Source organism: Roseibium sp. (genome assembly GCF_048260565.1).
Classification (GTDB): Bacteria; Pseudomonadota; Alphaproteobacteria; order Rhizobiales; family Stappiaceae; genus Roseibium.
This window is the reverse complement of record NZ_JBLXGP010000005.1, coordinates 47,877-65,347: the sequence shown is the minus strand read 5'-3', so window position 1 is coordinate 65,347 and position 17,471 is coordinate 47,877. Positions and strand designations below refer to the sequence as shown.

General features: G+C 60.2%; 16 protein-coding genes. 13 read left to right on the top strand and 3 right to left on the bottom strand.

All coding sequences use genetic code 11. The features are described from left to right. Positions 1–10: 10 nt before the first annotated feature. The gene (ctrA, locus tag ACN0SO_RS13095; RefSeq protein ID WP_153771958.1) at positions 11–703 is read right to left on the bottom strand and encodes a response regulator transcription factor CtrA; all 693 of its coding nucleotides are present in this window, start codon (positions 701–703) and stop codon (positions 11–13) included. 404 nt (positions 704–1,107) lie between these two features. Here ctrA and fliI point away from each other — a divergent pair, with 404 nt between their 5' ends. The 4 genes from fliI (at position 1,108) to ACN0SO_RS13075 (ending at position 4,117) form a co-directional block, all read left to right on the top strand. Beyond that, positions 1,108–2,400 (top strand): flagellar protein export ATPase FliI, encoded by a 1,293-nt coding sequence (gene fliI / locus ACN0SO_RS13090; protein WP_417678778.1) that lies wholly within the window; start codon positions 1,108–1,110, stop codon positions 2,398–2,400. 28 nt (positions 2,401–2,428) lie between these two features. Next, positions 2,429–2,836 (top strand): flagellar export protein FliJ, encoded by a 408-nt coding sequence (gene fliJ / locus ACN0SO_RS13085; protein WP_417678345.1) that lies wholly within the window; start codon positions 2,429–2,431, stop codon positions 2,834–2,836. Positions 2,837–3,081: 245 nt separating this feature from the next. After that, positions 3,082–3,522 (top strand): DsrE family protein, encoded by a 441-nt coding sequence (locus ACN0SO_RS13080; RefSeq protein ID WP_417678343.1) that lies wholly within the window; start codon positions 3,082–3,084, stop codon positions 3,520–3,522. Between the two features lie 124 nt (positions 3,523–3,646). Then, positions 3,647–4,117 carry a paraquat-inducible protein A gene (locus tag ACN0SO_RS13075; protein ID WP_417678341.1) on the top strand — a complete coding sequence of 157 codons (471 nt, stop codon included), beginning with the start codon at positions 3,647–3,649 and terminating at the stop codon, positions 4,115–4,117. A 17-nt stretch (positions 4,118–4,134) separates the two neighbouring features. Here the strand turns inward: ACN0SO_RS13075 and ACN0SO_RS13070 are convergent, their stop codons facing one another. Then, positions 4,135–5,262, bottom strand: a complete 1,128-nt coding sequence (locus tag ACN0SO_RS13070; protein ID WP_417678339.1) for a DUF2336 domain-containing protein — start codon at positions 5,260–5,262, stop codon at positions 4,135–4,137. A gap of 269 nt (positions 5,263–5,531) precedes the next feature. Here ACN0SO_RS13070 and ACN0SO_RS13065 point away from each other — a divergent pair, with 269 nt between their 5' ends. From ACN0SO_RS13065 to arsB, 9 genes are all read left to right on the top strand, one after another. Beyond that, positions 5,532–7,919, top strand: coding sequence for a mechanosensitive ion channel domain-containing protein (locus ACN0SO_RS13065; RefSeq protein ID WP_417678337.1), 2,388 nt, complete (start codon positions 5,532–5,534; stop codon positions 7,917–7,919). Between the two features lie 69 nt (positions 7,920–7,988). Then, complete coding sequence (gene glpK / locus ACN0SO_RS13060; RefSeq protein ID WP_417678335.1) at positions 7,989–9,482, top strand: glycerol kinase GlpK; 1,494 nt, start codon at positions 7,989–7,991, stop codon at positions 9,480–9,482. Positions 9,483–9,790: 308 nt separating this feature from the next. After that, positions 9,791–11,389, top strand: a complete 1,599-nt coding sequence (locus tag ACN0SO_RS13055; RefSeq protein ID WP_417678776.1) for an ABC transporter substrate-binding protein — start codon at positions 9,791–9,793, stop codon at positions 11,387–11,389. A 123-nt stretch (positions 11,390–11,512) separates the two neighbouring features. After that, positions 11,513–12,520, top strand: a complete 1,008-nt coding sequence (locus ACN0SO_RS13050; RefSeq protein WP_417678333.1) for an ABC transporter permease subunit — start codon at positions 11,513–11,515, stop codon at positions 12,518–12,520. A 92-nt stretch (positions 12,521–12,612) separates the two neighbouring features. Beyond that, the gene (locus tag ACN0SO_RS13045; RefSeq protein WP_417678774.1) at positions 12,613–13,467 is read left to right on the top strand and encodes an ABC transporter permease subunit; all 855 of its coding nucleotides are present in this window, start codon (positions 12,613–12,615) and stop codon (positions 13,465–13,467) included. Positions 13,468–13,471: 4 nt separating this feature from the next. Then, positions 13,472–14,308: an ABC transporter ATP-binding protein gene (locus tag ACN0SO_RS13040; RefSeq protein ID WP_417678331.1), complete on the top strand. Its 837-nt coding sequence runs from the start codon at positions 13,472–13,474 to the stop codon at positions 14,306–14,308. Next, positions 14,308–15,135 (top strand): dipeptide ABC transporter ATP-binding protein, encoded by an 828-nt coding sequence (locus tag ACN0SO_RS13035; protein WP_417678329.1) that lies wholly within the window; start codon positions 14,308–14,310, stop codon positions 15,133–15,135. The genes ACN0SO_RS13040 and ACN0SO_RS13035 overlap by 1 nt, the downstream gene beginning before the upstream one ends. An 84-nt stretch (positions 15,136–15,219) precedes the next feature. Continuing rightward, positions 15,220–15,564, top strand: a complete 345-nt coding sequence (locus ACN0SO_RS13030) for an ArsR/SmtB family transcription factor (protein WP_417678327.1) — start codon at positions 15,220–15,222, stop codon at positions 15,562–15,564. 122 nt (positions 15,565–15,686) lie between these two features. Beyond that, positions 15,687–16,727 carry an ACR3 family arsenite efflux transporter gene (arsB, locus tag ACN0SO_RS13025; RefSeq protein WP_417678325.1) on the top strand — a complete coding sequence of 347 codons (1,041 nt, stop codon included), beginning with the start codon at positions 15,687–15,689 and terminating at the stop codon, positions 16,725–16,727. 10 nt (positions 16,728–16,737) lie between these two features. Here the strand turns inward: arsB and ACN0SO_RS13020 are convergent, their stop codons facing one another. Beyond that, positions 16,738–17,394, bottom strand: a complete 657-nt coding sequence (locus tag ACN0SO_RS13020) for a GntR family transcriptional regulator (RefSeq protein ID WP_417678323.1) — start codon at positions 17,392–17,394, stop codon at positions 16,738–16,740. Positions 17,395–17,471 lie beyond the last annotated feature (77 nt).

Sequence of the window (17,471 nt, the reverse complement as noted above, 5' to 3'; positions counted from 1 at the left end):
ACCGCCTTGATCAGGCTGCCTGTTCGACTTCCGGTTCGCGCAGCACGTAGCCACGGCCCCAGACGGTTTCGATGTAGTTCTTGCCGGAGGTGGCGGCTGCCAGCTTCTTGCGCAGCTTGCAGATGAACACGTCGATGATCTTCAGTTCCGGCTCGTCCATCCCGCCGTAGAGATGGTTGAGGAACATTTCCTTGGTGAGCGTCGTTCCCTTGCGCAGGGAAAGCAGCTCCAGCATCTGGTATTCCTTGCCGGTCAGATGCACGCGCTGGCCGCCGACCTCGACGGTCTTGGTATCCAGGTTGACCTTGAGGTCGCCGGTCACGATGACCGACTGGGCGTGTCCCTTGGAGCGGCGGACGATGGCGTGGATCCGGGCGACCAGTTCGTCCTTGTGGAACGGCTTGGTCATGTAGTCGTCGGCTCCGAAACCGAGACCGCGAACCTTGTCCTCGATGCCCGCGTTGCCCGAGAGGATCAGGATCGGTGTCTTGACCTTCGAAACGCGCAGTGTGCGCAAGACCTCGTAACCGGACATGTCCGGTAAGTTCAGGTCCAGCATAATAATGTCGTAATCGTACAGTTTGCCGAGGTCGATTCCTTCCTCGCCAAGATCTGTCGTGTAGACGTTGAAGTTCTCGGATTTGAGCATCAGCTCGATGCTCTGCGCCGTCGCGCTGTCATCCTCAATCAACAATACACGCATGCCAATCCCCTTTTGTTGCCTTTCCTGGGCAAGTCGCAACGGCTCTGTCGGTGCCTGCTACGAAGGACTGTGTTAACCCCGACTCAAAGCTAGAGATCAATGGTTAACAAATTCTGATTCGTAGCGGCAAGCTCTATAAAAACGAATCTGTGAAAAACACCCAAGATCTTGAATCCCCGTAAAAAATCGGGTTCCTCGACACTTAAAGTTTCACTTTAGGAAATCGGTGTACGCGACTCCATTCAGACTCATTTCCACAAAGCCCTTGAACTTTGAAATGGCGCTCGCCTCTCGGCGTTCCAAACGTTAACATTAAGCAGAGATGTAAACGATCCGTTACCAAACTCGTTAACTCCTGAAAGGAAATTGAATTGAAGTCGCTTTTTGCCGACATCGATTCGCTGATGCCGACCGAAATTTACGGGCGGGTGGTCGCCGTTCAGGGCCTGCTTGTGGAAATCGCGGGACCGATTCACGAGATGAGCGTGGGCTCGCGGCTCATGATCGACAGCGGCGAGGACAATCCGAAAGTTCCGGCCGAGGTCGTCGGGTTCCGGGAGGGGCATGCCCTGTGCATGCCGTTTTCCGGTCTGGAAGGCGTGCGTATGGGCTGCAAGGCCGTCATCAGTTCCAGGGACAGTGTCGTTCATCCGTCGAATGCATGGCTTGGCCGGGTGGTGAACGCCATGGGCGAGCCGATCGACGGAAAGGGTGAATTGCCCGGAGGCGAAACGCCTCGCAAATTGCGAAGTTCGCCGCCGCCGGCGTCCGAGCGGGCCAGGGTCGGACCGCCGCTCGACCTGGGGGTCCGTGCACTCAATACGTTCGTAACCTGCTGCGAAGGCCAGCGGATGGGGATTTTCGCGGGCTCAGGGGTCGGCAAGTCGGTGCTCATGTCCATGCTGGCCCGCAATACGAGATGCGACGTCGCCGTCATTGGTCTGATCGGCGAGCGTGGCCGCGAAGTGCAGGAATTCATCGAGGACGATCTGGGAGAGGAGGGGCTCGCCCGCTCGGTGGTGGTCGTGGCGACATCGGACGAAAGCGTGCTGATGCGCCGGCAGGCGGCCTATCTGACCATGACGGTTGCCGAACATTTCCGCGACGAAGGCGAAAACGTGCTGTGCATGATGGATTCCGTCACCCGTTTCGCCATGGCCCAGCGGGAAATCGGTCTGTCCATCGGCGAGCCGCCGACCTCGAAGGGCTATACGCCGACGGTCTTCACCGAATTGCCGCGCCTTCTTGAGCGGGCCGGACCCGGGCTGAACGGTTCCGGTTCGATCACCGGCCTGTTCACGGTTCTGGTGGAAGGCGACAATCACAACGAGCCGGTAGCAGACGCGGTGCGCGGTATTCTGGACGGGCACGTGGTCATGGAGCGCGCGATTGCCGAACGCGGGCGCTATCCGGCGATCAATGTGCTAAAGTCTGTCTCGCGAACCATGCCGCGTTGCGTGCCGGACGAGCATCTGCCGGTTCTGCGCAAGGCAAAACAGCTCTTGTCCACCTACACGGATATGGAAGAGCTCATTCGCCTGGGCGCATATCGCAAGGGATCCGATCCTGGCGTAGACGAGGCGATCCGGCGATTTGATCCGATGGAGACCTTTCTGAATCAGGGCAAGGACGAATCAACGTCGTTAGAAGAAGGTTATTTTCAACTTGCCAACCTTTTGGAAATGACTCCGGATTAGGATGCTCCTGTTAGGGGAGTATAGAGTAATGAAAACCCGAGACAGTCTCATTCGCCTGAAGAGGTTTCAGGTCGATGACAAGCGGCGGCAACTGACCCAGATCGAGTCGATGATCGCCGAGTTCAATAGAATGGCAGACGAGCTGGACGAACAGATCCGCGCGGAGCAGGAACGCGTCGGTATCACGGATGTGAGCCATTTCGCCTACCCGACGTTTGCGAAAGCTGCCGCCACCCGGCGCGACAATCTGAAAAATTCGGCCCATGAACTGGACGAACAGCTTGAACGTGCGCGCGAAGAACTGGCGGAAGCGATCGAAGAGCTGAAGAAATTCGAACAGCTCGAGGAACGCGACCAGCAACGCGAACGGTCCGCCCAGGAAATGGCGGAACAGGAAGAGCTGGACGAAATCGCAGGCCGGGCCCGCGCGCGCTGAGCCGGTCTGCGAGAACAGAAACTGCCGCTTGATCGGGTGCCGTATCGAAAGGTGCCTGGCGGGCGCAGAGCGGACAGGTGCAACCTGTTCACGTCCCGCGGGACGTAAAAACGCACACTATTTTTCATATATCACAAAATTCTGATGTATTTTGTCGCACCTCCTATGGTTTAATACGTATGATCCGTTCTGCGATGGTCGGGTCAACAACTGCGCACGTTTTCGTGCTTTGGGAGGAAACGAATATGAAATTTATGGCAGGTCTTTTCCTGATTCTGTCGGCAATGCTCTTGCCGAATACTGCATTCGCGGCGGCTTCTGCACATAAAGTGGCCATTCACGTGAACCAGGACGATCCCCAGGTCATGAACATGGCGCTGAACAACGCCAAGAACCTCGCGGCCTATTATTCCGAAAAGGGTGAGGACGTGGCGATCGAACTCGTGACCTACGGGCCTGGGCTGATGATGCTTCGCGAAGACAAGAGCCCGGTCAAGGACCGCATCTCGACCATGGCGCTGGAATTGCCGAACATCACCTTCTCGGCCTGCAACAACACCATCAAGGGCATGACCAAGAAAGAAGGTCATGAGATCAAACTCCTCAGCGAGGCCGGTGTCGTGCCTTCCGGGGTGGTGCGCCTGATGGAACTGCAGGAGCAGGGATACGCCTACGTCCGGCCCTGACGGGCCTGGACCGGCGCAAGCCTCAGGGATATGCCTGAAGCCTGCGTCTCTGATGAATCCAATAGGACGGGGCGGCCGCCGGAGCGGTCGCCCCGTCTGTCTTTTGCGCGCTGTTTCTGTATGAATGCCGTTCAAATTCGAAAACAATGACTACATAGGTTCCATGCGCCTGATCATTGCCTTGCTGTTGCCGGTTTCAACCTTCTCCTTCGCCCTGGGGCTCACATTGCCCCTGATGCGGTTCGAGCGACTGTATTTTCTGGAAGACCGGCCGTCGCTGATCGAGATCGTGCAGACATTGTGGAAGGATGGGGATCCGTGGCTGGCCGCCCTTATCGGAACGTTTTCGATCGGGTTTCCGGCAGTGAAGATCCTCTTGACCCATATGGCCGCGCTTAACGGAGGCAAGGCCCGGTCCCTTGCGCTTCTCTCGGCGGTCAGCAAGTGGTCGATGCTCGATGTGATGCTGGTGGCACTGGTGATGTTTGCCGCAAAGACGAGCAGCCTGGCGGATGCCGCGGTGCTTCCGGGGCTCTGGTTTTATGCCGCCGCAACACTGTCGACCGCCCTGGCGGCCTTCCTCTGTAACCGCTAGAGCATCGGCTGTCGGACCTATATGACCGCAAGCCGCCTGGATCTTTTCTCAGCGGATTTGTCACGCCCGACCGTCGATCTGCGACGCCGCTTCGCGGCAAATCCGTCGGCCGGCTTCTCGGCATAACCCCGTAAGCCGAGCAAGGCTTCGGAATAGACCGTGATCCAGTCGTCGGCCTGGGAATCCGGAATGCGCAGATGGCGGCAGCGGGTATGGGCGAGCAAGGCAAATGTGTCCGGGCGCAGTTTCAGTCGTAGAGCGGTTTCGATGACCGTATCGGAAATGCCCTTATAGACCGCATTGCGTAGGTCCGCCGGCGGTTGCTTGGTCAAGATAGCCAGCAATTCGGTAACATGGGACAAGCGGTTGTCCTGCAAGAGCAGGATGACGAGATCGTTCAGGTCGAGGTGCGCCTTTTCCGCCATCCGCCAGAGCTTGCGCATGTCGGATGTATCGAGGGCGGGACCGAAATCCCGGCGGATCTGCTTGAAACGGGCGATCTGGCTGAGTGTCTCGTCGGACAGGGCGCCGTTGATGATGTCACGCAGCCTGGTCTGTGTCGCTTCATTCACATAGGGAAGCATCTGCTCGCGCAGGCGGTGGGTCAGATCCTTGCGTAGCACAAGGTCCTCACGCAGAACGACATCGTCGATGGATTTCCGGACCAGGGTCTGCAGGGCCAGACGGGAGAGACGGATATCCCGGTTGCTCGCCAGAAGCCGTCTGATCGGCTTCGTGCTCCGCTTGACGAGGGCGTCTGACACTTCATAGCCGAGGTCGCAACGTCGCGCGATGAATTCCAGATGTTTGTCGCTGACCCGGCGGGCAAGCTCAAGCAGATGCTCCTGGGTGAAGCATCCGCCGTGAAGCAGCATCGGGCGGGCGACGTCGAGTTCGTCTTCCGCCAGTTTCATCGCCAGGTTCACCGGTGCGCGGGCGTGGGAGGCCAGACGCTTTGAGAGCCGGGCGCGTCCCGTTGCCGGCATGGTGGCGTAGAGCAGGAGGGCAATCTCGGCAAACAGGCGCAGTTCATCGTCTGTCCGTGCGTCGATATTGTTGAATATCGCATCCGCAATGCCGAGCACGAGTTCAGCATGCGCTTCAGGCGTTTTTGTTTTTGCCAGCTTTAGAAGCGACTCGGACATATTTCCCCCAATAACCGAGAGAGCATGCACCAGACACTCTTATGTCCGGGTTACGAAACATGCTGAACGAACGGTAAAGCCCGGGTTTGTCTACTTGGGAACGCCATGGATGGGCCGGACGTCTTGAAACCGCACTCCCATCTTGCGACCCTGCGGCTTCGGCCGGGCGAATTTGGTTCATCTCACGCATCAAATCCTGTTAAGCAGCAGACACCGCGAGGGAATGGGTTTGAGCCGCCCGAAATGAGAATAAACGACCGGATGCGATGATGACCGTCTTGATGCGCTGCCTGGCAGTATCGCTTGTTTGTTTCTTTGGGTCGATTGCCCATGCCCAGGAGGGCGTGCCTTCAAACGCGGGTCCTGAAGCTGCAGGGGAGCAGGCTCCTGCTCCTGAGTCCGAGACGGCTTCCGCCGCCGTCGGCGCGGCTGCCGATGCGCTGGCCAGGTTGCTGGAAGATCCGAAAGGCCGGGCTGCATTGATCGACCTGATCCGGCAGCAAGATCAGGCGACCCAGGCCACGGGTCAGCCCGCGGGTGCCGCGGGTTCCACAAATGATGCTGTGGCACAGCCGACGGCTGAAGGGGCGGATCCGGCCGCGCAATCTTCCCGCAATTCAGACGCCACGGCTCGTGACAATTTCGCGGTCCGGCTTGGCGAATACACAAAACTGATCGCCGATGACGCCATTGGGCTTGTTCTGCGCGTGGCCCATTCCTTCCGGGGCGTGTCGCTGCTCGTCAATGGCGAGATCCAGGTCCGCTGGGACAGGGCGCGGATTGCTGCTCTGGAAGTCGTGATCGTTCTGAGCGCTGCGATGGTGCTCTTTGGGATCGGCCAGAAGCTCCTGACCTTTCTGTTCGACCGCCAGGCCGTACGCGCCCGTTACGGCAGTTGGGCACAGCGCGCGTTCATCCTGTTGTCGACCACGGTCGCCGATGCCGCAATTGTCGTCGTCGGTTGGGGTGCGGGATACGCGGCCGCGCTGATCGAGTTCGGGCTGCTGGATGGCGGTGTGTCGCTGCTGGAGAGCCTGGCGCTGAATGCCTTCCTCATCACCGGACTGACCAAGGTCGGCTTGAGGCTCTTCTTTGCGCCCAAGCGCCGGGAACTGCGGCTGTTTCCGTTCAGCGACGAGACCGCGTCCTACTGGTGCCGGCAACTCGGGTTTGTCGTCGCGCTCATGGGATACGGCATCATGCTGGGCGTCCCCGTGGCTAATCTGGCGGTTTCCTTCGTGATCGGTAATGCGGTGCGGGCGCTGGTCGTCATCATCTCCGCTCTCATCCTGTTCACGCTGATCCATCGCAACCGTCGCAAGGTATCGAGCGGTCTTTCAGCCTATGCCGATCAGATGCCGGGCGCCTTCGGCAAGAAGGCCATGAAAATCCTCGCACGGGTCTGGCATATCTGGGCGAACTTGTACGTCCTGCTGGTTTTCGGCCTGTGGCTGACAAGTCCGTTCAAGGCAGTGGCAATCGCCATGCGGGCGACGGTGTTGTCGGTGTTGACGATCATGGCCGGGACGGCCGTCACGCTCATCATGACCCGGGCGATCACCGGAGGCATCCGTCTGCCGGAGGACCTGCGGAAAAGTCTCCCCGCCCTTCAGGGCAGGATAAACGCCTTCGTGCCGCGTCTGCTGAAGCTGTTGCGGATTTTCGTTTTCCTGGTGACCCTCCTGTTGTTGCTGGAAATCTGGGGCTTCATCGACATTATCGGCTGGCTGCGGAGCGAACAGGGGATCTCCATTGTCGGTCGTTTCAGTTCAGCCTTCTTCGTCGTGGTGATTGCCTTCGTGATCTGGCTCGGGATGATGTCCTGGATCGATCTGCGTCTTCGGGAGCAGGCCGGCTATGTGGTGACAGCCCGGGTGCGGACGCTTTTCCAGCTTTTTCGAAATGCCTTCACGGTGCTGGTCATCGTCATGGCCGCGCTGCTGGGCTTGTCGGAGGTCGGGGTGGATATCGGGCCGCTGATCGCCGGTGCCGGTGTCGTCGGCCTGGCCATCTCCTTCGGGGCGCAGACCCTGGTGAAGGACATCATCACCGGTGCCTTCATTCAGATCGAGAATGCCATCAACGAGGGAGATGTGGTCACGGTCGGAGGCGTGACCGGTGTCGTGGAACGTCTGACCGTCCGTTCCGTACGGCTGCGCGATCTCGACGGGACCAGCCATATCGTGCCGTTTTCCTCGGTCGATACGGTGTCCAACTTCATGCGCGATTTCTCCTATCACGTTGCCGTTATCGGCGTCGCCTACGACACCGATGTCCGGCGGGCAAAAGCAGCGTTGGAGGAGGCGTTCCAGCGTTTGAAAAAGACGGACTACGGCAACAAAATCATCGGTGATCTGGAAATGCACGGCGTCACCAACTTCGGCGACAGCGCGATCGACATACGTGCCCGGATCAAGACGACGCCGGGAGATCAATGGAGCGTCGGCCGGGCCTACAACGAATACGTCAAGGACGTCTTCGACGAGTGGGGCATCGAGATTCCGTTCCCGCAGGTGACTTATCACGCAGCCGGAGCCGGGGCGCCGCCGACCGCGACGAAGAAGCCACTGGCCGGTGTCCATAATGACGAGGATGCCGAAGGCGAGGGGCCCGGCGAAGGCGCGGCCGGATATTCAACGTCCTCTTCGGACGAATAATGGGCGGGCGGCAAATCCGCGGCGGTTCCGAAGGGCAGACAGGTTCAAAAAGCAAGCGGGAGGTGTAGCGTGACGGGAGCAGTCTTGTCGATCGATCAGGGTACGACGTCCAGTCGGGCCATCGTCTTCGGACCCGATTTCACGTCGCTTGCCATCGGGCAGCAGGAATTTCCGCAGCACTTCCCGAAATCGGGTTGGGTGGAGCATGATCCGGAGGATATCTGGACCTCGACGCTTTCCGTTTGCAGGGAGGCACTCGCCAAGTCCGGGCTGGGGCCCTCGGAAATCGCGGCGGTCGGGATCACCAACCAGCGGGAAACCACGGTTGTCTGGGACCGGGCGACAGGCCGGCCCGTCTATAACGCCATCGTTTGGCAGGACCGGCGGACGGCCGATCTTTGTGCCCGGTTGCGGGCAGATGGGCTGGAACCGGAGTTCACCTCGAAAACCGGTCTATTGCTGGACCCCTATTTTTCCGGGACGAAGATCGCCTGGATCCTCGACAATGTGGAAGGGGCCCGGGAAAGGGCGGAACGGGGCGAGCTTGCCTTCGGCACGGTCGACAGCTGGCTGATCTGGAACCTGACCGGGGGCAAGGTCCATGTCACCGACGCGACCAACGCATCGCGGACGCTGATTTACAACATCCACGACAATGCCTGGGATGACGACCTGTGCCGGATGCTCGGGGTTCCGGTTTCCATGTTGCCGGAGGTCAAGGACTGTTCTGCAGATTTCGGGGAGACCGAGGCGTCCGTTCTGGGGGCGCCCCTGCCGATCTTCGGGGTGGCCGGCGACCAGCAGGCGGCTACCGTCGGCCAGGCCTGCTTCGAGCCGGGCATGGTGAAGTCCACCTATGGCACCGGCTGTTTTTCGGTCATGAACACCGGCGCTGAAGCGGTAACTTCCCGCAACCGGTTGCTGACCACGATTGCCTATCGTCTGGACGGCAGGACGACCTATGCCCTGGAAGGGTCTATCTTTGTGGCGGGGGCCGCGGTTCAGTGGATGCGGGACGGTCTGGGCATTATCGCAAATGCCGCCGACAGCCAGGCGCTGGCCGAAACCGCCGATCCCCACCAGCAGGTCTATATGGTGCCGGCCTTTGTCGGTCTCGGCGCGCCCTACTGGGACGCGGAGGCCCGCGGAGCCCTTTTCGGTCTGACCCGTTCGACCGGACCAAAGGAAATCGCCCGGGCGGTTCTGGAAAGCGTCGGATACCAGACACGCGATCTGCTTGACGCGAAACATGCCGACTGGAGCGGAACAGAAGAGACCGTGCTCAGGGTCGACGGCGGCATGACCGCCTCGGACTGGACCATGCAGTTTCTTGCCGACATTCTGGATGCGCCGGTCGACCGGCCGAAAGTGATCGAAACGACCGCGCTCGGAGCCGCCTGGCTTGCCGGATTGAAGGCGGGAGCCTGGCCCGGCCAGAAGGAATTTGCAGCGCGCTGGCAATTGGACAAAAGATTTTCCCCGAACATGGCGTCCGAACAGCGGGATAATCTTCTCGCCGGATGGCGCGACGCGGTGCGCCGTACCCGGTCCAGATCGGACTAAGCCTCCGCAACGTCAATTTTTCCGAGGCGATAGGTTGTAATGTTTTCAAAGGGTTATAGAGGTTGAATGAGTGGAGGCTACCTTAGGGAATGTCCTTCCGTATTTAACAAGTTAAGTGGTTTTAAAACTACGTCAGCATGCCTTACTCAATAATATTTTTCCTCATTACTGGTGAAATAAGAAATAATTTGCCGGTTGATTTCATCTGAAAATCGGGCCTTATTTTGCGCTTCGGCGGGCCGGAAGTTTCGCACGATCTCAACGATGCGTGGTCCGCCTCTTCATTTAGGGGAGAACAGTTTATGAAAATGCGTAAAACCCTGAAGGCCGCTCTTTTGGGTGCCAGCCTTGCCGTGGTGGCGGCAACCGGCGCATCCGCAAAGACGCTGGTCTATTGCTCGGAAGGGTCTCCGGAAGGCTTTGACCCGGCGCTGTATACGGCCGGAACCACGTTCGATGCGTCCTCCAAGCCGATCTACAACCGGCTCGTGGAATTCAAGCGCGGCACGACGGAAGTTCAGCCGGGCCTGGCCGAAAGCTGGGACGTTTCCGACGACGGTCTCGAATACACCTTCCATCTGCGCAAGGGCGTGAAGTTCCACACCACGAGCTTCTTTACGCCGACCCGCGACTTTAACGCCGATGACGTGATCTTTTCCTTTGAGCGCCAGCTCAAGAAGGACAGTCCCTGGTACGAATACACCGCCGGTGCTGCATGGGAATATTTCAACGGCATGTCCATGCCGGACCTGATCAAGAACATCGTCAAGGTTGACGACTACACGGTGAAGTTCGAGCTGAACCGCCCGGAAGCGCCGATGATCGCGAACCTGGCCATGGACTTCGCGTCGATCTTCTCCAAGGAATATGCCGACCAGCTCGACAAGGCCGGCAAGAAGGACATGCTGAACCAGGAGCCGATCGGCACCGGTCCGTTCTCCTTCGTCGGTTACCAGAAGGACGCGGTCATCCGCTATCAGGCATTCGCCGACTACTGGGGCGGCAAGCAGCCGATCGACAGCCTGATCTTCGCCATCACGACGGACGCATCGGTGCGCCTGCAGAAGCTGAAGGCCGGCGAATGCCAGGTCATGCCGTATCCGGCTCCGGCGGATATCGCCGACATCAAGGCCGACAGCAACCTGACCATGATGGAACAGCAGGGCCTGAACGTGGGTTATCTCGCCTACAACACCCAGCAGGCTCCGTTCGACAAGGTTGAAGTGCGCAAGGCTCTGAACCACGCCATCAACAAGCAGGCCATTCTCGACGCCGTCTTCCAGGGCTCGGGTGTCGCTGCCAAGAACCCGATCCCGCCGACCATGTGGTCGTATAACAACGCCATCGAGGACGACGCCTACGATCCGGAACTGGCCAAGAAGATGCTGGCCGATGCGGGCGTGACGGATTTGTCCATGAAGATCTGGGCGATGCCTGTGCAGCGTCCCTATAACCCGAACGCACGGCGCATGGCCGAAGTCATCCAGGCCGACTTCGACAAGATCGGCGTGAAGGTCGAGATCGTTTCCTACGAGTGGGGCGAGTATCTGTCGCGGTCGAAGGACGTCAAGCGCGACGGCGCGGTTCTCCTCGGCTGGACCGGTGACAACGGCGATCCGGACAACTTCCTTGCCGTTCTTCTCGGTTGCGACGGCGTTGGCGGCTCCAACCGCGCGCAGTGGTGCAACAAGGACTTCGAGGACCTGATCCAGAAGGCCAAGATCGTTTCCGACAAGGGCGAACGCACCAAGCTCTACGAACAGGCCCAGGTCGTGTTCAAGGAACAGGCGCCGTGGGCAACCATTGCCCATTCGACGGTGTTCATGCCGATGTCGACCAAGGTCAAGGGCTACATCATGGATCCCCTCGGCGGTCACTGGTTCGACGGCGTCGACATCGCCGAATAAGGACCTTCAGCAACTCAGGGCGCCGGCGGTTTCCGCCGGCGTCCTTCCATGTTCAGGCGGCGATGTTTCAGGCTAGACTGTATGCCTGAATTTCCGCCGGTTGGATAAACCCGGACCCAAAAAATGTTTCGCTTTCTTCTGGGCCGCCTCGGCCTTCTCATCCCGACCTTCTTCGGCGTGACGCTGGTCGCTTTCAGCTTCATCCGCCTGCTGCCGGGAGACCCGGTCGACCTTCTGGCCGGCGAGCGGGGCGTCAGCCCTGAACGCAAGGCCGAGATCATGGCCCGACTTGGTTTCGACAAGCCGATCTGGCAGCAATATATCGAGTATGTCGTCAACATCTTCCACGGCGATCTCGGGATTTCCTTCGTCTCCAAGAAGCCGGTTCTGGTCGAGTTCTTCACCCTGTTTCCGGCAACCGCCGAACTGTCGCTGTGCGCCATCATTATCGCGGTCGCACTCGGTATTCCGGCCGGTATCTTCGCCGCGGTGAAGCGCGGTTCGGTCGCCGATCAGGCGATCATGGGAACGGCGCTGGTCGGTTATTCCATGCCCATCTTCTGGTGGGGGCTTCTGCTGATCATCCTGTTTTCCGGTATCCTGCAGTGGACTCCGGTCTCGGGTCGGATCTCGCTGATGTTCTACTTTCCCCAGGTGACCGGCTTCATGCTGATCGACAGCCTGCTGTCCGGCCAGAAAGGGGCCTTCGCCTCGGCCCTGAGCCACCTGATCCTGCCGTCGATCGTGCTTGCCACCATTCCACTCGCGGTGATTGCGCGCCAGACTCGCTCCGCCATGCTGGAAGTGCTCGGCGAGGACTTCGTGCGCACGGCCCGGGCCAAGGGGCTGCCACCGCGCCGGGTGATCGGTCTTCATGCCCTGCGCAACGCACTGATCCCGGTCGTGACCACCATCGGCCTTCAGGTCGGGGTTCTCCTGGCCGGCGCCATCCTGACGGAAACCATCTTTTCCTGGCCCGGCATCGGCAAATGGCTGGTCGACAGCATTTCGCGCCGGGACTATTTCGTGGTCCAGGGCGGACTGCTGCTGATTGCGGGCATCGTCATGGTGGTCAATCTCATTGTCGATGTGCTCTACGGGCTCATCAATCCGCGCATCCGGCATAACTGAGCCAGGGGAGACAGAAAATGACAAAGACCTCCCCGGCGAATACGGCCGCCGACGAAACGCTCAAGAGCGAAAGCCGCAACGCAACCAGGGCGATGCTCGCCGAGTTCTGGTATTATTTCTCGCAGAACAAGGGCGCGGTGACCGGTCTGGCGATCTTCGTGCTCCTGGTGCTGATGGCGGCGTTCGCGCCGCTGATCGCGCCGCATGATCCGGGTTTCCAGTATCGTGACAGCTTCCTGACGCCTCCGTTCTGGGAAGAGGGCGGCAAGGCCGCGTTCCTGCTCGGCACCGACGCGGTTGGCCGCGATATTCTTTCCCGACTTATCTTCGGCGCCCGATTTTCTCTGTTTATCGGCCTGGTCGTGGTCACGATCGCGCTGTCCGGTGGCATCGTCATGGGCCTCGTCGCCGGGTACTTGCGCGGTCCGGTCGATACGTTGATCATGCGGGTGATGGACATCATCCTGTCCTTTCCCTCCCTGCTGCTCGCGCTGGTTCTGGTGGCAATCCTCGGACCGGGCCTGATGAACGCGATGATCGCCATTGCTATCGTGCTGCAGCCGCATTTCGTCCGCCTCACCCGCGCGGCGGTGCTGTCCGAGCGCAACCGGGACTATGTGGTCGCAGCCAGGGTCGCCGGTGCCGGTCACCTACGGCTGATGTTCAAGACGATCCTGCCGAACTGTCTGGCGCCGTTGATCGTTCAGGCGACCCTGTCCTTTTCCACCGCAATCCTGGATGCAGCCGCGCTGGGCTTCCTCGGTATGGGCGCGCAGCCGCCGACGCCGGAATGGGGCACGATGCTGGCGGAAGCGCGCGAATTCATCCTGCGCGCCTGGTGGGTGGTGACCTTCCCGGGTCTTGCCATCCTGATCACGGTGCTGGCCATCAACCTGGTCGGCGACGGCCTGCGCGATGCGCTCGATCCCAAGCTGAAGAGGAGCTGAGCCGATGCCGCTGCTCGAAATCCGCAACCTGAAGGTCGAGTTCGACACGGCCAAAGGCCCGTTCAAGGCGCTCGACGGTATCGACTACACGGTCGATGCGGGAGAGGTGCTGTCCATCGTCGGCGAATCCGGATCGGGCAAATCCGTCGCCATGCTGGCGACCATGGGACTGTTGCCGGACAGCGCCACGATCACCGCCGACAAGATGGAGTTCGAGGGCCGGGATCTCAGAACCCTGTCGGTGAAGGAACGGCGCAAGGTCATCGGCAAGGATATCTCCATGATCTTCCAGGAGCCGATCGCCAGCCTCAATCCGTGTTTCACGGTCGGCTTCCAACTCGGCGAGACGCTGAAGATCCACACCAGTCTGAACGGCAGGCAACGCAAGGAACGGGTGCTCGAACTGCTGCACTCCGTCGGCATTCCCGATCCGGAAGGGCGTCTCGGCGCCTTCCCCCACCAGATGTCCGGTGGCCAGTGCCAGCGCATCATGATCGCCATGGCGATCGCCTGCAAGCCCAAGCTGCTGATTGCCGACGAGCCGACCACAGCGCTCGACGTGACTATTCAGAAGCAGATCCTCGATCTGCTGGTGAAGCTCCAGCAGGACAGCGGCATGGGGCTGATCATGATCACCCACGACATGGGGGTCGTGGCGGAAACGGCGGACCGGGTGATCGTCCAGTACCAGGGCCGCAGGATGGAAGAGGCGGACGTGCTGACCTTGTTCGAAAACCCGCAGCACGCCTATACGCGCGCCCTTCTGTCGGCCCTGCCGGAAAATGCGACCGGCGACCGGCTGCCGACAGTCAGCGATTTCGCGGAAGCAGGAGGTTTCTGATGAGCGAACCCATTCTGAAAGTCCGCGATCTCTACCGGACCTATGACATTTCCGGCGGTCTGTTCCGCAAGGCGACCACGCTGACCGCGGTCAAGGGCGTCAGCTTCGACGTGGAGCGTGGCTCGACGCTGGCGGTCGTTGGCGAAAGCGGCTGCGGCAAGTCCACCCTGGCGCGCATGCTGACCATGATCGATGCCCAGTCTTCCGGCTCCATCGAAATCGACGGCCTGTCGATGGATATTTCGAAAACCGGCATTTCCAGGGAAATGCGCCAGAAGGTGCAGATCGTTTTTCAGAATCCCTACGGCTCGCTCAATCCGCGCCAGAAGATCGGCGACGTCCTGGAAGAGCCGCTTCTGCTGAACACGGACATGGCGGCCGCCGAGCGGCGCGACATGGCGCTGGAAATGCTGCAGAAGGTCGGGCTTCAACCGGAACATTACGGACGCTATCCCCATATGTTTTCCGGCGGCCAGCGCCAGCGTATCGCCATTGCCCGCGCGATCATGTTGAAGCCGAAGCTTCTGGTGCTCGACGAGCCGGTGTCCGCGCTCGATCTCTCCGTCCAGGCGCAGATCCTCAACTTGCTCGCCGATCTCCAGGATGAGATGGGTCTCACTTACGTCTTCATCAGCCACGACCTGTCGGTTGTGCGTTACATCGCCGACAAGGTGATGGTGATGTATTTCGGCGAGGTGGTGGAATACGGCACGCGGGACGAGGTCTTCAGCAACCCGCAGCACGACTACACCAAGACGCTGTTCGCGGCGACGCCGCGCGCCGATGTGGAGAGCATCCGGAAAAGGCTCGCGGCGAAAGCGGCTTAATTTTTCGGTATCACGCCGCAGCCTTTCGTGGAGCTGCGGCGTTTTTCGTGTTGCATTATTCGATATTTCGCATAATATCGAAATATGAAAAAAGAACTCGCACTCGACGCGCTTGCGGCGCTTGGGCAGGAAACCCGCCTCGACGTCTTTCGCCTGTTGGTGAAAGCGGGAAAAGAAGGCATGCCGGCAGGCGCCATATCCGATGCGCTCGACGTGCGGCCGAATACCCTGTCGACTCATCTGGGCGTCCTGTCCCGCTCCGGCCTCGTGAACGCCGAACGGGACGGGCGCTCGATCCTGTACCGGGCGGACCTCGCCGCAATGGGGGACCTGGTGACCTATCTGCTGCAGGACTGCTGCGGCGGGCAGCCGGAACTCTGCGCTCCGGTCCTGTCCTGCCTCACACCTGCTGCCGAAGCCGAAACGTAACGCCTTTTCTTTTACAGGTCCGGATCACGGGCCTTGGATCATCCTGTCCGGTCAAGAAGAATTCCCGCCCCAGGTCCGGCGGCACCTTGATCGAGGCGCACTGCTGTATAGGAGACTGCAACATGGCAACTGCCGATGAAACGCCACTTGGGGTGTTCGAGCGCTATCTTTCCGTATGGGTGGCCTTGTGCATTGCCGCCGGTGTCGCGCTCGGCCTGGCCGTTCCGGGTCTTTTCTCGGCGATTGCCGGTCTCGAATATGCCAGCGTCAACCTGGTCGTGGCCGTGTTCATCTGGGTGATGATTTACCCCATGATGGTCAATGTGGACTTTGCCTCATTGAAGGACGTGGGCAAGAAACCCAAGGGCCTGTGTATCACCCTCGTCGTCAACTGGCTGATCAAGCCGTTCACCATGGCGGCTCTCGGTATTTTGTTCTTCGAGTATCTGTTCGCCGGCATGGTCGCTCCGCAGGATGCGAAGGAATATATCGCGGGCATGATCCTGCTCGGTGTCGCGCCCTGCACGGCCATGGTGTTCGTCTGGAGCCAGCTGGTCCGCGGAGATGCCAACTACACCCTGGTGCAGGTCTCCATCAACGACATCGTCATGGTGTTCGCCTTTGCGCCGATCGCGGCTTTGCTGCTTGGCGTGACCGATATCATCGTACCCTGGGAAACCCTGCTGCTTTCCGTCATTCTCTACGTGGTCATTCCGCTCGCCGCCGGTTACGTGACCCGGCGAAATCTGGACAAGACGGGGCATCACGAGCGCATTGCCCAATTCACGGCGCGGGTGAAACCTTTCTCCGTCATGGGACTGCTGGCGACCGTCGTCCTGCTGTTCGGGTTTCAGGCGCAGACCATCGTCGACAGGCCCATGGTGATCGTCCTGATTGCCATTCCGCTTCTGGTTCAGAGCTACGGCATCTTCGCGATCGCCTATGCCTGGGGCTACCTGTGGCGAGTTCCGTTCACGACGGCCGCACCGGCGGCCCTGATCGGCACATCCAATTTCTTCGAGTTGGCGGTGGCGGTCGCAATCAGTCTGTTCGGGCTGAACTCCGGTGCAGCGCTTGCGACCGTGGTCGGGGTTCTGGTGGAAGTGCCGGTGATGCTGTCTCTGGTGGCCTTCGCCAACCGGACGCGCGGCCACTTCGCTTGAGCGGTCGGGCTTAACCGGCCCAGTCGACGCCGGCGATCAGGGCAGCGGCCTGGCGGTGGAGATACTGCATCAGTTCGCCGGCCTTGCCGATCGCCAGATGTTCCTCGCCGGCGGCGATCGCCTGCATCAGCTCAAGATGCGCCCAGGCGGCCGCGTCGAGATCGCTGTCGGCGAAATAGCGGAACCAGAACCGGCGGCTGAGGGTCTGCAAGGGCGCGACCGCCTTAGCCGCGAACGGATTGCAGGACGCTCCGGCGACGATTCCGTCAAAGGTCTTGTCGAGCCGGTAGAAGGCGGTGACGTCCTGGCCGGATGCGGCATCGCGCATTTTTCCGGCGCAGTCCTGCAGGGCTGACCGTTCTTCCTTGCTGGCAAGACGGGCCGCGGCTCCGGCCAGCAGAACCTCCAGGCCGTGACGCGCATCGAGCACACGGGCGAAGTCGCCCGGATGCAGGTCCGCGATCACGATGCCGAGCCGGGGGCGGATCGAGACCAGGCCTTCCCAGCTCAGGCGCTGAATTGCCTCGCGGATCGGCGTCCGGCCCATTTTCAGGTCCTGGGTCAGCCGGCTTTCCGTGACTGCTTCGCCCGGCTTCAGCTTCAACGTGACGATGGCTTCCTCAAGCTGCCGGTAGGCGGCTTGCGAGAGGCTTTCTTCTTCTCCCATCTGATCTCCGAACCTGATTGGGACGATGTGTGCTAAATTGATATTTTATTGATATATCAGTAGTTGACAAGGGGCAA

What these genes read in the sequence shown, in the direction of transcription:
- ctrA (WP_153771958.1), bottom strand. Translation starts at nt 703, where the DNA reads ATGCGTGTATTGTTGATTGAGGATGACAGCGCGACGGCGCAGAGCATC.
- fliI (WP_417678778.1), top strand. Translation starts at nt 1,108, where the DNA reads ATGCCGACCGAAATTTACGGGCGGGTGGTCGCCGTTCAGGGCCTGCTT.
- fliJ (WP_417678345.1), top strand. Translation starts at nt 2,429, where the DNA reads ATGAAAACCCGAGACAGTCTCATTCGCCTGAAGAGGTTTCAGGTCGAT.
- ACN0SO_RS13080 (WP_417678343.1), top strand. Translation starts at nt 3,082, where the DNA reads ATGAAATTTATGGCAGGTCTTTTCCTGATTCTGTCGGCAATGCTCTTG.
- ACN0SO_RS13075 (WP_417678341.1), top strand. Translation starts at nt 3,647, where the DNA reads ATGCCGTTCAAATTCGAAAACAATGACTACATAGGTTCCATGCGCCTG.
- ACN0SO_RS13070 (WP_417678339.1), bottom strand. Translation starts at nt 5,262, where the DNA reads ATGTCCGAGTCGCTTCTAAAGCTGGCAAAAACAAAAACGCCTGAAGCG.
- ACN0SO_RS13065 (WP_417678337.1), top strand. Translation starts at nt 5,532, where the DNA reads ATGACCGTCTTGATGCGCTGCCTGGCAGTATCGCTTGTTTGTTTCTTT.
- ACN0SO_RS13055 (WP_417678776.1), top strand. Translation starts at nt 9,791, where the DNA reads ATGCGTAAAACCCTGAAGGCCGCTCTTTTGGGTGCCAGCCTTGCCGTG.
- ACN0SO_RS13050 (WP_417678333.1), top strand. Translation starts at nt 11,513, where the DNA reads ATGTTTCGCTTTCTTCTGGGCCGCCTCGGCCTTCTCATCCCGACCTTC.
- ACN0SO_RS13045 (WP_417678774.1), top strand. Translation starts at nt 12,613, where the DNA reads ATGCTCGCCGAGTTCTGGTATTATTTCTCGCAGAACAAGGGCGCGGTG.
- ACN0SO_RS13040 (WP_417678331.1), top strand. Translation starts at nt 13,472, where the DNA reads ATGCCGCTGCTCGAAATCCGCAACCTGAAGGTCGAGTTCGACACGGCC.
- ACN0SO_RS13035 (WP_417678329.1), top strand. Translation starts at nt 14,308, where the DNA reads ATGAGCGAACCCATTCTGAAAGTCCGCGATCTCTACCGGACCTATGAC.
- ACN0SO_RS13030 (WP_417678327.1), top strand. Translation starts at nt 15,220, where the DNA reads ATGAAAAAAGAACTCGCACTCGACGCGCTTGCGGCGCTTGGGCAGGAA.
- arsB (WP_417678325.1), top strand. Translation starts at nt 15,687, where the DNA reads ATGGCAACTGCCGATGAAACGCCACTTGGGGTGTTCGAGCGCTATCTT.
- ACN0SO_RS13020 (WP_417678323.1), bottom strand. Translation starts at nt 17,394, where the DNA reads ATGGGAGAAGAAGAAAGCCTCTCGCAAGCCGCCTACCGGCAGCTTGAG.